The organism is Stenotrophomonas sp. LC732, assembly GCF_052446685.1.
Lineage (GTDB): Bacteria > Pseudomonadota > Gammaproteobacteria > Xanthomonadales > Xanthomonadaceae > Stenotrophomonas > Stenotrophomonas muris.
In genome coordinates this window covers 2,933,123-2,946,444 of record NZ_CP199214.1, presented here as the reverse complement: position 1 = coordinate 2,946,444, position 13,322 = coordinate 2,933,123, and the positions used below count along the sequence as shown (strand labels likewise).

Sequence of the window (13,322 nt, the reverse complement as noted above, 5' to 3'; positions counted from 1 at the left end):
CGATGACCCTGCACGCCGCCACCGTCGCTTCGCCGTTCCCGCAACAGGCGCTGCCGCCATGGCGGCGTGCGGTGCTGAAGGTTGGCAGCAGCCTGCTGGCGGCCGATGGTGGCGGCCTGTCGCCACGCCACGCGCTGGGCCTGGCCCAGTTTGTATCCGCCAACGTACTGGCTGGGCGCGAGGTGGTGATCGTCTCCTCCGGCGCGGTTGCGGCGGGGCGCGCGATCCTGCCGCGGGCCGATGAACCCGGTGCGGCGATGGCGGCGCGGCAGGCCCTGGCCGCGCTCGGCCAGGCGCAGCTGATCGGGCTCTGGCAGCGCTTCTTCGAGCGCCCGGTGGCGCAGGTGCTGCTGACCCACGACGACCTGCGCAACCGCCGCCGCTACCTCAATGCACGCGCCACGCTGAGCGAACTGCTGCGGCTGGGTGCGCTGCCGGTGGTCAACGAGAACGACACCGTATCGGTGGACGAGCTCAAGCTCGGTGACAACGACAACCTGGCCGCGACCGTGGCCGCGCTGGTCGATGCCGATGCACTGTTCATCGCCACCGACATCGACGGCCTGTACAGCGCAGATCCGCGCACCGTGGCCGACGCGCGGCCACTGCACGACGTGCCGGAACTGAGTGACGATGTGCTGGCGATGGCCGGCGGCGCCGGCTCGCGCGCCGGCACCGGCGGCATGCGTACCAAGCTGGAGGCGGCGGCCAAGGCGGGCCGCCTCGGCATCGAAACCTACCTGTTCAACGGCCGCAGCAGCGATGTGGTGCGCGCGCTGGCGCAGGACCGCCTGTTCGGCACCCGCATCCACGCCGCACGCAGCCGCGAGGCTGCCCGCAAGCACTGGCTGCGGCACGCGCCGCTGGCCGAGGGCGCGATCGTCGTCGATGCCGGTGCGGCACAGGCGATGCGGGAGAAGGGCGCCTCGCTGCTGCCCGGCGGCATCACCGCTGCCGAGGGGGCATTCCGCCGCGGCGACATGGTGCAGGTGTGCTGGATCGCACCGCAGGGGCGTGTCTGTGTCGCCCGCGGCGTCAGCCAGTACGCGGCCGACGACGTGCGCCGGATCGCCGGCCATCATTCGCGCGACATCCAGGCCGTGCTGGGCTACAACTACGGTGGTAGCGTCGTCCATCGTGACGACCTGGTGCTGCCATGACCGGTTTGAAGGACACCCCGATGAGCGAAATCGAAGCCCAGGCGCGCGCCTGCCGTGATGCAGCGCAGATCGTTGCCGGCCTGGACAGTGCGGCGCGACGCATGCTGCTGCTGGCGATGGCGCAGGCCCTGGAAGTAAATGCCGGACTGATCCTGGCCGGCAACGCACGCGACCTCGCCGCCGCGCGCGACAAGGGCGTTGGCAGTGCCATGCTCGACCGCCTCGCACTGGACCCGCCGCGGCTGTTCGCGATGGCCGAGGCGGTGCGCGAGGTGGCCGCGCTGCCTGACCCGGTCGGCCAGGTGACGCGCGACGACGTACGTCCCAACGGCATCCGCGTGCAGAAGGTGCGCGTGCCGCTGGGCGTGATCGCGATGATCTATGAGGCGCGCCCGAACGTGACGGCCGAAGCCGCCGCGCTGTGCCTGAAGGCCGGCAATGGCGTGATCCTGCGCGGTGGTTCCGAAGCGATCCACTCCAATACCGCCATCGCCCAGGCGCTGGCCGGTGCATTGAAGGCCAACGGCGTACCGCCGGCGGCGGTGACCGTGCTCACCGACCTGCGCCGCGAGGCGATGCTGGAACTGCTGCAGCTGCATGAGCTGATCGACTTGGCCATTCCGCGTGGCGGCGAAGGCCTGATCCGTTTCGTGGCCGAGCACGCGCGCGTGCCGGTGATCAAGCATTACAAGGGGGTGTGCCACCTGTTCGTGGACGCCAGCGCCGACCTCGGCAAGGCCATCGACCTGCTGGTGGACGGCAAGTGCAGCCGGCCGGCGGCGTGCAATTCGCTGGAGACGCTGCTGGTGCACCGCGCCGTGGCTGACGCGTTCCTGCCGCGCGTGGCGCAGGCGCTGGGTGAGCGTGGGGTGCAGCTGCGCGCCGATGCGCAGGCGCAGCCGTTGCTGCCGGGCAGCACGGCGGCGACCGAGGAGGATTACGCCGCCGAGTTCCTCGATCTGGTGCTGGCGGTGCGCGTGGTCGATGATCTTGATGCAGCCATCGCGCACATCCGCACCTATACCTCCGACCACACCGAAGTGATCGCCACCGAGGACACCGGCCACGCCGAGCGCTTCGTCAACGCGCTGCGCTCGGCGGTGGTGATGGTCAACGCTTCGTCGCGCTTCTCCGATGGTGGCCAGCTGGGCCTGGGCAGTGAGATCGGTATTTCCACCACGCGCCTGCACGCCTACGGCCCGATGGGCTTGGAAGCCCTCACCGTTGAACGATTTGTCGTGCGCGGCGAAGGGCAGACGCGTACATAAGTGGATCCACGCGGCGCGTAGATGCTCTTCGCGGCAAACCCCGGTGCCGACCAAGGCCGGCACCCACCAGGCCCAAGCGCCGACCAAGGTCGGCAGCTACCAGGTCGTCGGGTTACACCACCTCGCGGCGGATGCCGACCGGCCGTGCGTGATCATCCATGTGCAGCGTGGCGGCCTTGCAGCCCATCAGGCGTTCGGCCAGCCCGGTGCTGGCGCCCAGATCGGCGGCCACTTCGTTGAGGCTGGCCAGGGGCCGCGGCAGGCGGCGTTCGCGGCCACGGAAGCGGGCGCGGTTGTACTCGGCCCAGGCGATCAGCAGCACGCTGGCGCACAGCAGCATCAATGGCAGCGCGACCAGCACGTACGGGTCGAACTGGTTCTGCCGTTCGTAGAGCTGCCGCCAGGCCAGCTGGCCACCGATCAACCACGAGAGCAGGGTCACCAGGGGGGCCCACAGATAGAAGTAGAAGCCCCAGAACGCCAGGGTGACGAAGCCCCAGGCCGTGCGCTGGAAGTGTGGCTGGCGATGCGGCTTGCGGATCATCCGCGAGTCGAAGCGGTTGGACGGGCGTTGCGCGTTCATCGGATCCCCCGGTCAGGGCTGGTCCAGGTGGCGCGCTTGCTGCCACGGCGCAGCAGCGTCTTGGGCAGCGCCACCAGGGTGGTGGAAAGGCTGATCAGCCAGTACGCCATCGGGTACCAGATGACCCAGAAGTAATTGCGTCCAATCTGTGTTTCGTAACGCCGGTCGATGATCAGGCTGCTGGCGAACTGCAGCAGGCAGACCAGCGCCAGGATCACGCCATGCCACTCCGGCAGCAGGCTGGCGATATGCAGCTGCGGCGGCAGCTCGATGAACTTGCCCAGTGCCCACAGCAGCACGATGAACAGCATCGTGTAGGCCCAGACCACGCTCAACACGTACTCCAGCAGCACGCCCCACATGCGCCGCTCTTTCCAGTGCAGCAGCGAGCGCGCGTGGCGCAGCATCACTTCCACGCCGCCCTGGGCCCAGCGCAGGCGCTGCCGCCAGAGGCCCTTGAGCGTCTCCGGCATCAGGATGAAGCACAGCGCATTGGGTTCGTAGCGGATGTCCCAGTGCGCGCGCTGCAGGCGCCAGCTGATGTCGATGTCCTCGGTCACCATGTCATCCGACCACCAGCCGACCTGGTGCAGGGCAGTGCGGCGGAAGCCGGCGATCACGCCGGAGATGGTGAAGATGCGGCCATACACGCGCTGTGCCCGCTTGATCATGCCGATGATCGAGGAGAATTCCGCCACTTGCAGGCGTCCGAGCAGGGTGGAGCGGTTGCGGATGCGCGGGTTGCCGGTGACCGCACCGACCCGGTTGCCACTGACCAGGTGCCAGACCATCCAGTGCAGTGCATGCTCTTCCAGCATCGCATCGCCATCGATGCACACCAGGTACTCCGAGCGTGCGGCCAGTGCGCCCATGCGCAGCGCATTGGCCTTGCCCAGGTTGCGGTCCAGGTGCAGCACGCGAAGCCGTGGATGCCTTGCCGCCAGCGCATCCAGCCGTGCGCCGGTGTCATCGCTGCTGCCATCGTCGATGGCGATCACTTCGTAATCGGCGGGGTAGCGCTGGGCCAGCGCCGCAGTGAGCGTGTCGTCCAGGTTTTCTGCTTCGTTGTGGCAGGGCACCAGCAAGGTCGCGAAGGGAGGGGCGATCATCAAGGGCGGATCGTTGCGCGGACGTGAGTGACGCTCGCGCCGGAAGTAGTAGTACAGGCCACCGGACATCCAGAAGAACGCCATCACCATCGGGTAGTAGAAGGCGAACTGGAACAGGACCTGCAGCAGCGGATGCATGTCCACGTCACTTCTCCGGGTACGGGAAGTTGCCGGCGGACATTGCCGCGCGGGCATCGCGGGTGGAGGGCTGGTCGGCGATGAAGTCATCGGGGTACCAGGCGAAGTGGTGCACGCCCTGCGCCTGCAACTGGCGGATCTGCGCACGCAGGCGCCCGGCGGGAATCGGCTGCCCGCTGCGCCAATCGACGGTCTGCAGCTCGAACAGCGTGTGCTGAAGCTGCGGGTCGTGCGCGCGTACCGCGGCCAGCAACTGGTCGAGCCAGCGCTCGGGGTGCCTGCTGCCTTCCATCCACGGCATCGCCATCAGCGCCGTCTGGTCGTAGGCCTTGTTGAACAGGTCCAGGCGCTGCGCGAACCAGGCTTCGCTCTGCGGGCGGAGTACCGGCTCGGCATACAGGTTGCGCACCGTTGCCAGTTTCGGCCGCCAGCGCTGCGCGCTGTTGCGCAGGGCCAGGGTGAAGTCGATCAGTGCCTGGGTACGTGCGCTGCCATCTTCGCCGGCCGCCAGGGCGGGCAGCTCGGTGTCGCGCAGGTAGCCGTCGTCATGGAACAGCAGGCCTTCGAAGTAGGAATTGACCGCCAGGTCCTCGTAGATGTCGAGCATGATCTGCCTGGCCTTCGGGTCGGTGAAATCCAACCGGTACATGCCGTCGGCATCCCCATTGCGGATCGCCAGCACCTTGCGCTGCTCCGGGTCGGGCAGTTCGAAGCCGAGCACTGGCAACCACGCGTAGACCTTCACGCCCGCGCGGGATTTCAGCTGCCAGGCGACGCGGCTGAACAGGTCCGCCCGCATCGGCATGTGCCGGTTCGGGAAATACAGCGCATCGGCGGTGTTGTTGCCGTCCGGGTCGGCAAAGGCCTGCAGATAGACATGGGTCGGCGCGATGCGCTTGACCCGCTCGATCAATGCATCGAGATTGCGTGCCTGCTGCGCTGGATCCGGGTCATACATATCATCCAGATCGATCTGCAGGGCGCGGATGCCATCGAGCGCCACGTCTCGGCGCAGTTCGTAGGCCAGGCCTTCCACGGTCGGGTTGTTGCTCACCAGCAATCGTGCCAGCCCGTGCAGGTCGCTGGCCACTGGCGTGCTACGGCCTTCCAGGTCGAACGAAACCGGCATGCCCAGCTGCTCGGCGATGTCGTTGCTCAACTGGTTGTACGCGGCATATGGCCAGACGATGGCGCGCGGGCGCACGCCCAGGTGCTGCTGGATGCGCTGCACGCTGCGCGAAAGATCAGTGCGCAGGCGCTGCTCATACTGTGTCTCGCTCTCGTAGCTGCGCGTGGCCGGGGTGTAGATGCGGGTGACCACGGCGGGCGTGGAGTTTCCCTGCGGATTGGCAAGCACGCCGTGGTGCAGGTCGTCGGTATGGCTGGCCACTTCGATCAGGCCACTGTCGTGCATCTGCTTCAGCTGCGCCCAGGTCACGAAGTCATCGTGGCCGAACGGGCGGTAGCCGTAGTCGATGGTGCGGCCCGGTGCCATGTCCACGTAATCGGTGATCACCGCCACCAGGGCCGGGTAGTGGTAGGCCTGCAGCAGCGGGAACGCCTTGTCGTAGACGCTGCGCAGGCCATCGTCGAAGGTCAGCAGCACCGGCTTGGGAGGCAGCGTGGCGCGGCCCTGCGAGGCCTCGATCAGCTGCGACAGCGAAACCGGGTGGTAGCCGTGCGCGCCCAGCCAGTCCAGGTGCGCGGCGAAGTTCTGCGTGCTCACCGCATAGGAATCGGCATCACCCTTGGCGGCCACCTTGTCGCGGATGTCGTGGTAGCTGAGGATCAGCAGGCCGTTGTCGATCGCATCAAGATGCAGGGGCTGCTGCGCGAACGCCGGTGGCACGCAGGCCAGCAGCAGGAGCACGATCAGTCGCAGGAAGCGGGCCATGTCAGTCTCCCCAGCGCAATGCGGCTTCGAAGCCGATATGGCGCTCGCGATGGCCGTCGTAGACCGGTCGTGACCACCGCACGCCATACTCGAACACGCGGCCAGGGCCCAGCTGCCACTCGTGCATGTAGGACACCGACGGCACCAACGCGCTGCCGAAGCCGTCCTGCCAGTAGTCGCCCAGCGAGACGGTCAGCCGGTGCCGGAAGTGGCGCTCGTAGTGCCGCCACAGCTGCTGGTCGATGCGCAGGCCGATCTCGACCATGCGGTCGCGTTTCGGGTTGAAGTAGGGCGCATCATCGCGGCTGCCGCGACTGGTGTAGGCACTGGCCAGGCCATCGACCAGCCAGCGTGGGCGGGTCAGCAGGCGCTGTTGGACGCTGGTGCCGAACAGCTCGCGGTGGTTGCCGTCGTCATAGCGGAAGCGGCTCGCGCCGAACGTCCAGTGGGTGAGCTCGCTGCGCCGGTAGTCCACCTGTGCGCTCACGCTGTCGGCGGTGATGCCGGCCGCGCGCGCCTGCATCGAGGCCTCCGGGTCATTGCGTGCGACCACCACGCCGGCGTGCCAGGAATCGTTGAACTGCCAGCCGACGCCGACGCGCAGGCCGGTGTCGCCGATGTGATCGTTGGCGCGCAGGACCGCCGCTTCCGCATCCAGCTGCCCGAAGCGGTAACGCACGCCCGCACCCAGCCACAGGGGATCGATGCGCTGGTCCTGGAAGTCGGTCACGCGACGGTCGGCGAGGGCGAACAACCGCCAGCGGTCATCAAGGATCGGCGTCTCCACGTCCACGCCGTAGTGGCGGTCGTTGTTGCCCAGGGGCGAAGTACCGCCGCCCCCGGAGCTGCGGCCGATGTCGGTCCATGCCTTCAGCTGCCAGCCGCGATGCGCGCGCCAGGCCTGGTCCATGCGTTCGACTGCCGGCTGGGTGGGGTAGCGTGCGACCAGGTCATCGTGCAGCGGCCGCGCCAGGTCGTCGCGCTGCAGGGCGACATAGGCCTCTTCCATGCCCAGCCGCGGTTCGATGTCCCGCGGATCGAGCGCGTGTGCCATCTGCTGGCGCTGCAGCGCCCGGCGTGGCCAGCCGCGCATCATGTAGACGCTGCCCAGCGCACTCTGCAGCCCGCCGTTGCCGGGTGCGATCTCGACCATCGACTCCAGGTCGTGCTGCGCGGTGTGCAGGTCGCCGCTGTAGGCGCGCACCATCGCCAGGTTGAGATCGGCCTCGTAGCGCGACCAGTTCGCGTACGGCGACTTGCCGTTGCTCCAGCGCCACGCCGGCTCCTTGTCGCGCCATGCCTGCAGCAGGTCGATGGCTTTTTCCTGCTGCTCGCTTTCCAGGTAGGCGTAAGCCAGTTCCGAATGCGAGGCGTCGCGCGTCGGGTCGCCAGCGACGGCCGCCTGCAGCACCGGGATGGCCTCTTCAGGGTGCAGGGTGCCCATCAACGAATCGCCCACTGCGGGCAGCACGTAGTCGGGCAGGGTGTGGCCTTCGGCCTGCAGTGCCCGCGCTTCCTCGCGGACCTGTGCATGGCGGCCCAGCCGGTTGAGCAGGATCAGCCGGTCCATGCGGATCCGCAGTGGTGCCTGCGAGGGCGGGGTGCCTTCGCCGCCGAGGTAGCGCTGCATGCGGGCCAGGGTCGATTCGGCTTCTTCCAGGCGGCTGTCCTCGCTGCTGCTGTAGGCCAGGCTCCAGACCACCAGCTTGGCCAGGTAGTCGCCTTCCAGGCGCTGTTTCTGCGCAGCGTCGAACAGTTGCGGGCGCTGCTGGTACAGCTCCCACGCACGCCAGGCGTTGCCGATGTCGCCCAGCGTCAATACGCGCAGCTTGAACAGCAGGTCGTCGTTGGGTTGCTGTTGGCTGGCGCGCTCGATCGCGCCCAGGGCGTCCAGCCAACGCGCCTGGTCTCGATAGCGGCCGATCTCGGCCAACGCTGCTTCGCGGTCGGGCGGGGCAGCGCTGCTCGCCCAGGCCAGGGCGGTGCAGGCGAGGCCGACGCAGAGCGCCAGCCGGCGGTGGACAACCATTGGGGACCCCCTTGGCTTCCGAACCAGACAACCTGAAAAATGTGACGCACATCACATGCCAGCTTTTGGCGTGGCCGTGGCCCGCGTCACTCCCTTCGTGCATTCCCGCCCAGCGAAGACGGATACAACCCGGACAGCGACCTGCGATGTCTTGTCTGAAACGAAAGTCCCCCGCACACCGAGTGGTGGCCCGGGCGGCGCTGCCGCCCCCATGCCCGATGCCGGCACGCGGCAAGGATGGGCATTCGTGGGCACTATCCGCCCGGAATTGTCAGCCCGGCGTCAAAATGCGCAGACGGGCTGACGAATGGTAGGTGGGCCCGGTTGCGGGCCCCACGTGGCTTACCAGAGATCTTCCAGCTTGCGCGGCTTGCAGGCCACCCACGAAGCGCACAGCATCAGGGCGGCGCAGCCGAACAGGAAGCTGAACGGGAGGGTCCAGCCGTCGCTGACCGTGTGCAGCCAGCCGACCAGGAACGGGCCCAGGCAGCTGAAGCTGTAGCCCACGCCCTGCATGAAGCCGGACAGCGCCGCCGAGCCGGTCGGGGTGCGGGTGCGCAGGTTGATCAGGGTCAGTGCCAGCGGGAAGGTGGATGGGCCGACGCCGAGCAGGCAGGCCCACAGCAGGGGGGCCTTCATCGGTGCCAGCAGCAGGCCGGTGAAGGCGATCACGAACGAGAAGAAGCCAATCAGCACCAGCGGGAACGGGTTCTGCATGCGCACCGCCATCGACGGAATGACCAGCGATGGCAGCAGGCCCAGCGCCGAGAACACGGCGACCATCACGCCACCGAACGCGGGCGTGCCACCGGCCTCGACCACGATGCGCGGCAGCCAGGTGAACATCGAGTAGGTCATCAGCGAGGTCATGCCGAACATCAGCGTCATGCTCCAGCCCAGTGACGTGCGCCAGACCTTGCCGTGCGGCTGCGCGGTCGGATCGGATGCGTCGGACTGGGGCTTCGGCGCGCGCGTGGCCAGCACCAGCCACGGCAGTGCGGCAGCCAGCGCCAGCAGCGCCCACATGCCCAGCGACACGCGCCAGCCTGCGGCGTTGGCCACCGGCACCGCCAGCAGTGCCGGCAGCATCGTGCCCAGCTGCAGCACGCTGATGTAGAGCGTGCTCATGGTGCCGACCTTGTTGGCGAAGTAGCGCTTCACCAGCGGCGGCACCACCACGTTGCCGATGCCCATGCCGGCCAGTGCCACCACCGAACCCAACAGCAGCGTGCCGACGTTGCCGGCGCTGGAACGCAGCAGCAGGCCGGCCATCGCCATCACCATCGCCAGCAGCGTGGTGCGCTCCAGCCCGAGGCGCCGCGCCAGTGCCGGCGTGACCACGCCGAACAGTGCGAACGACGCGGTCGGCAGCATGCCCAGCACGCCGGTCATGGTGGTACCGAAACCGAACTGCTGGCCGAGCACGTCCAGCAGCGGGGTGATCGAGGTGACCGCGGTGCGCAGGTTGATCGCTGCCAGCAGGATCGCGGCGAATGCGAGGACGCGGCCGTGCAGCAGCGACGGCGAATCGGAAGGGGAGGAACTCATCGGTGGTCCTTGCAGGTGTCGCACGCCGGGGCAATGGCATGCAGCGCCGGCATCGGTCTACGCCGAAGCGGCAGGTGGGGGAGGGGCTGCTGGCGGGCCGGCAGCGCGGCCATTGTACGTGCGGGCTCCGGCAAGGTCCCGTCATGCGGGCGGCCAGGTGCCTGATACAAAAAAACCCGGAGGACAGTGATGTCTTCCAGGCTTCTTGGTGACCACCGAAGTGGTCGGGGAGACAGGATTCGAACCTGCGACCTCTACGTCCCGAACGTAGCGCTCTACCAGACTGAGCTACACCCCGAAGGGAGCCGCCTATTCTAGCGATTCACCCCGATGGCGGCAAGGGGTGAATGCTATTTTCTTCACACTGCCGAAGCAGTGCCACTTCAGGGAACAAAAAAGCCTGGACGACTTCACCAGGCTTCAATGCGACCACCGAAGTGGTCGGGGAGACAGGATTCGAACCTGCGACCTCTACGTCCCGAACGTAGCGCTCTACCAGACTGAGCTACACCCCGAAGGAGCCGCCTAAGATACCGTGTGAAGGCCAAGGCGGCAAGGTTTTTTTACAGCTCAGCGACGATTTTCTTTCTCGATGCGGTTCTGCTCGCGGGCTTCGAACCACATGCCGTTGAGGATGGCCACCGTCGAGGCGAGGCCGGCACCGAGAATCCAGGCGAAATACCACATGATCAGTCTCCTTCATTCCGGGTAGGTGCCGACCGTTGGTCGGCACACGTGCAAGCAATCAATACGCGTTCGGGTTGTTGCCCATCTCTTCGGTGGTGGTCTTGCCCTTCAGCACGCGGTACACCCAGGTGGTGTAGGCGAGGATGATCGGCAGGAACACCGCCGTGGCCAGCAGCATGATCCACAGGGTCAGGTGGCTGGACGAGGCATCCCACACGGTCAGGCTGGAGGTGGGCTGGCTCGAGGACGGCAGCAGGAACGGGAAGATGGCGAAGCCGACGGTCAGGATGATGCCGGCGATGGCCGCACCGGAGGCAATGAAGGCCAGGCCGCCGCGGCGGGCACGCAGCAGCACCGCACTGGCGAGCAGGCCGGCCAGGCCGAGCAGCGGGGCCAGGATCGTGGCCGGCATCGTGCTGTAGTTGCGCATCCAGCCACCGGCGGCGCCGAGTTCGGCGGTCTTCAGCAGCGGATTGGTGGCGCCGTCGGTGACCACCTGCGAGGTGATCTGGTAACCCGGCAGGCCGAAGGCCACCCAGGCGCCGCCGACCGCAAAGAGCACGAAAGCGATGATCGCGGCGATGCTGCCGAAGCGGGCCGCACGCTCGGCCACCGGGCCGTCGGTCTTCAGCACCAGCATGGCGGCACCGTGGGCGACCAGCATCGACACGCTGAGCAGGCCGGCCAGCAGTGCGAAGGGCATCAGCAGGCCGAAGAACGAGCCGGTGTAGAAGATGCGCATGCTGTCATCGAAGTGGAACGGCACGCCCAGCACTACGTTGCCCACCGCCACGCCCATGATCAGCGCCGGTATGAAGCCACCGATGAACAGCGCCCAGTCCCAGGTGTTGCGCCAGCGCTCGCTGGGCATCTTGCTGCGGAACTTGAAGCCGACCGGACGCAGGATCAGGGCGAACAGGATCACGAACATCGCCAGGTAGAACCCGGAGAAGCTGACCGCGTAGAGCGGCGGCCAGGCGGCGAAGATCGCGCCGCCGCCCAGGATCAGCCACACCTGGTTGCCTTCCCAGACCGGACCAATGGTATTGATCACCAGCCGGCGCTCAGCGTCGTTGCGGGCGACGAAGGGCAGCAGGGTGCCCACGCCCAGGTCGAAACCATCCATCACGGCGAAACCGATCAGCAGGATGCCGAGCAGCAGCCACCAGATCACGCGCAGCGTGGTGTAGTCCAGAAGAATGAAATCCATCTTGGTTCTCCTGCCTCAGGCCTGGCCGGCGGCCGGCGCCGAGGCATTGTGGGAAGCATGCGGCTGGGGCGACTGCAGCGACGGCAGCACCTCGTCCGGACCCTTGCGGATCGCCTTGAGCATCAGCTTGATCTCGACCACGATCAGCGCGGTGTAGATGGCAGTGAAGCCGGCCAGGGTCAGCACGATTTCATGCAGGGCCAGGCCCGACGCCGCATAGAAGGTCGGCAGCACGCCATCGACCGCCCACGGCTGGCGACCATACTCGGCCACGAACCAGCCGCACTCGATCGCGATCCACGGCGCCGGCAGCGTCCACAGGGCCAGCTTGAGGAACCAGCGCTTGTCCTGGAAGTTGTTGCGGCACGAGTAGTAGAAGGCCAGCGCGAAGAAGGCGATCAGGTAGAAGCCCAGGCCGGCCATCACGCGGAAGGTCCAGAACAACGGCATCACGCGCGGCACCGTGTCCATCGCCGCCTGCGAGATCTCCTGCGGGGTGGCGTTGAGGATGTCATCGCGATAGCGCTTGAGCAGCAGGCCGTGGCCCAGGTCCTGCCAGTGGCGGTCGAACATCTCGCGCGCTTCAACGTCGTTCTTGTTGGCGCGCAGGCGTTCCAATGCACCGTAGGCCAGCTGGCCGCCACGCACGCGGTGTTCGGCGCGCTCGACCAGTTCCAGGATGCCGGGAATCGGCTGGTTCAACGAGCGGGTGGCGATCAGGCCCATCAGGTAGGGGATCTTCACCGCGTAGTCGTTCTGGTGAGTCTCCTGGTTGGGGATGCCGAAGGCGGTGAAGTCGGCCGGCGCACGCTCGGTCTCCCACATCGCCTCGATCGCGGCCAGCTTCATCTTCTGGTGTTCGCTGGCGGCGTAACCGCTCTCGTCACCCAGCACGACCACCGACAGCGATGACAGCAGGCCGAACGCCGCGGCCACCGCAAACGAACGACGGGCCAGGTCCTTGTGCTTGTTGCGCAGCAGGAACAGGGCGCTGATCGCCATCACGAACACCGCACCGGTCACGTAGCCGGCGCTGACGGTGTGCACGAACTTGGCCTGCGCCACCGGGTTGAACACCACCGCCATGAAGTCGACCACTTCCATGCGCATGGTTTCCGGGTTGAACACCGCACCGGTCGGGTTCTGCATCCAGCCATTGGCCACCAGGATCCAGATCGCCGACAGATTGGTCCCCAGCGCCATCAGCCAGGTCACCATCAGGTGCTTGACCTTGCTCAGGCGGTTCCAGCCGAAGAAGAACAGGCCGACGAAGGTCGCTTCCAGGAAGAACGCCATCAGGCCTTCGATCGCCAGTGGCGCACCGAAGATGTCACCCACGTAGTGGCTGTAGTAGGACCAGTTCATGCCGAACTGGAATTCCATGACGATGCCGGTGGCAACGCCCATGGCGAAGTTGATGCCGAACAGGACGCCCCAGAACAGGGTCATCCTGCGCCAGATCTCCTTGCCGGTCATCACGTACACGCTCTCCATGATGGCCACCATGAAGGACAGGCCGAGGGTGAGCGGTACGAATAGGAAGTGGTACATCGCGGTCAGCGCGAATTGCAGCCGCGACAGTTCTACGACTGTCTGATCAATCATGGCCTGGCTACCTCGTTGGATAGTGCCGTTGCAGGTGGCGGGAAGGGTGGTCTACGACGTGAATGATGTGACCGACTACTTCAAACAGCCT

Annotated in this window: 10 protein-coding genes and 2 tRNA genes; 2 read left to right on the top strand and 10 right to left on the bottom strand. The window is 66.9% G+C overall.

Going from position 1 to position 13,322, the window contains the following annotated elements; genetic code table 11:
- The first annotated feature begins 2 nt into the window (after positions 1-2).
- A complete protein-coding gene (proB, locus tag ACT6SE_RS14120) occupies positions 3-1,160 on the top strand; it encodes a glutamate 5-kinase (protein ID WP_014647780.1) in 1,158 nt (385 codons plus the stop codon).
- The gene (locus tag ACT6SE_RS14115; RefSeq protein WP_046431726.1) at positions 1,157-2,428 is read left to right on the top strand and encodes a glutamate-5-semialdehyde dehydrogenase; all 1,272 of its coding nucleotides are present in this window, start codon (positions 1,157-1,159) and stop codon (positions 2,426-2,428) included. Before proB ends, ACT6SE_RS14115 begins: the two co-directional genes overlap by 4 nt.
- Positions 2,429-2,540: 112 nt before the next feature.
- On the opposite strand, the gene pgaD is transcribed toward ACT6SE_RS14115, so the two are convergent.
- From pgaD to ACT6SE_RS14065, 10 genes are all read right to left on the bottom strand, one after another.
- Entirely contained in the window at positions 2,541-3,011 is a 471-nt protein-coding gene (pgaD, locus tag ACT6SE_RS14110) for a poly-beta-1,6-N-acetyl-D-glucosamine biosynthesis protein PgaD (RefSeq protein WP_014647778.1), read from the bottom strand.
- Positions 3,008-4,258: a poly-beta-1,6-N-acetyl-D-glucosamine synthase gene (pgaC, locus tag ACT6SE_RS14105; protein WP_153643664.1), complete on the bottom strand. Its 1,251-nt coding sequence runs from the start codon at positions 4,256-4,258 to the stop codon at positions 3,008-3,010. Before pgaC ends, pgaD begins: the two co-directional genes overlap by 4 nt.
- 7 nt (positions 4,259-4,265) lie before the next feature.
- Entirely contained in the window at positions 4,266-6,152 is a 1,887-nt protein-coding gene (pgaB, locus tag ACT6SE_RS14100; RefSeq protein ID WP_046431722.1) for a poly-beta-1,6-N-acetyl-D-glucosamine N-deacetylase PgaB, read from the bottom strand.
- A gap of 1 nt (position 6,153) precedes the next feature.
- Positions 6,154-8,181, bottom strand: a complete 2,028-nt coding sequence (pgaA, locus tag ACT6SE_RS14095; RefSeq protein WP_046431720.1) for a poly-beta-1,6 N-acetyl-D-glucosamine export porin PgaA — start codon at positions 8,179-8,181, stop codon at positions 6,154-6,156.
- 342 nt (positions 8,182-8,523) lie between these two features.
- Entirely contained in the window at positions 8,524-9,729 is a 1,206-nt protein-coding gene (locus ACT6SE_RS14090; protein ID WP_046431717.1) for a CynX/NimT family MFS transporter, read from the bottom strand.
- Between the two features lie 221 nt (positions 9,730-9,950).
- Positions 9,951-10,027: transfer RNA gene (locus ACT6SE_RS14085), tRNA-Pro, on the bottom strand.
- Positions 10,028-10,167: 140 nt separating this feature from the next.
- Positions 10,168-10,244 (bottom strand) — tRNA-Pro (locus ACT6SE_RS14080).
- Positions 10,245-10,299: 55 nt separating this feature from the next.
- Entirely contained in the window at positions 10,300-10,416 is a 117-nt protein-coding gene (cydX, locus tag ACT6SE_RS14075; protein ID WP_005410354.1) for a cytochrome bd-I oxidase subunit CydX, read from the bottom strand.
- Positions 10,417-10,474: 58 nt separating this feature from the next.
- The gene (gene cydB, locus ACT6SE_RS14070; protein WP_014647773.1) at positions 10,475-11,626 is read right to left on the bottom strand and encodes a cytochrome d ubiquinol oxidase subunit II; all 1,152 of its coding nucleotides are present in this window, start codon (positions 11,624-11,626) and stop codon (positions 10,475-10,477) included.
- 15 nt (positions 11,627-11,641) lie between these two features.
- Positions 11,642-13,231: a cytochrome ubiquinol oxidase subunit I gene (locus tag ACT6SE_RS14065; protein ID WP_005410352.1), complete on the bottom strand. Its 1,590-nt coding sequence runs from the start codon at positions 13,229-13,231 to the stop codon at positions 11,642-11,644.
- Positions 13,232-13,322: the final 91 nt, after the last annotated feature.

Excerpts from the sequence above, each read along its gene's own strand:
- proB (WP_014647780.1), top strand. The coding sequence starts at position 3 with ATGACCCTGCACGCCGCCACCGTCGCTTCGCCGTTCCCGCAACAGGCG.
- ACT6SE_RS14115 (WP_046431726.1), top strand. The coding sequence starts at position 1,157 with ATGACCGGTTTGAAGGACACCCCGATGAGCGAAATCGAAGCCCAGGCG.
- pgaD (WP_014647778.1), bottom strand. The coding sequence starts at position 3,011 with ATGAACGCGCAACGCCCGTCCAACCGCTTCGACTCGCGGATGATCCGC.
- pgaC (WP_153643664.1), bottom strand. The coding sequence starts at position 4,258 with ATGCATCCGCTGCTGCAGGTCCTGTTCCAGTTCGCCTTCTACTACCCG.
- pgaB (WP_046431722.1), bottom strand. The coding sequence starts at position 6,152 with ATGGCCCGCTTCCTGCGACTGATCGTGCTCCTGCTGCTGGCCTGCGTG.
- pgaA (WP_046431720.1), bottom strand. The coding sequence starts at position 8,181 with ATGGTTGTCCACCGCCGGCTGGCGCTCTGCGTCGGCCTCGCCTGCACC.
- ACT6SE_RS14090 (WP_046431717.1), bottom strand. The coding sequence starts at position 9,729 with ATGAGTTCCTCCCCTTCCGATTCGCCGTCGCTGCTGCACGGCCGCGTC.
- cydX (WP_005410354.1), bottom strand. The coding sequence starts at position 10,416 with ATGTGGTATTTCGCCTGGATTCTCGGTGCCGGCCTCGCCTCGACGGTG.
- cydB (WP_014647773.1), bottom strand. The coding sequence starts at position 11,626 with ATGGATTTCATTCTTCTGGACTACACCACGCTGCGCGTGATCTGGTGG.
- ACT6SE_RS14065 (WP_005410352.1), bottom strand. The coding sequence starts at position 13,231 with ATGATTGATCAGACAGTCGTAGAACTGTCGCGGCTGCAATTCGCGCTG.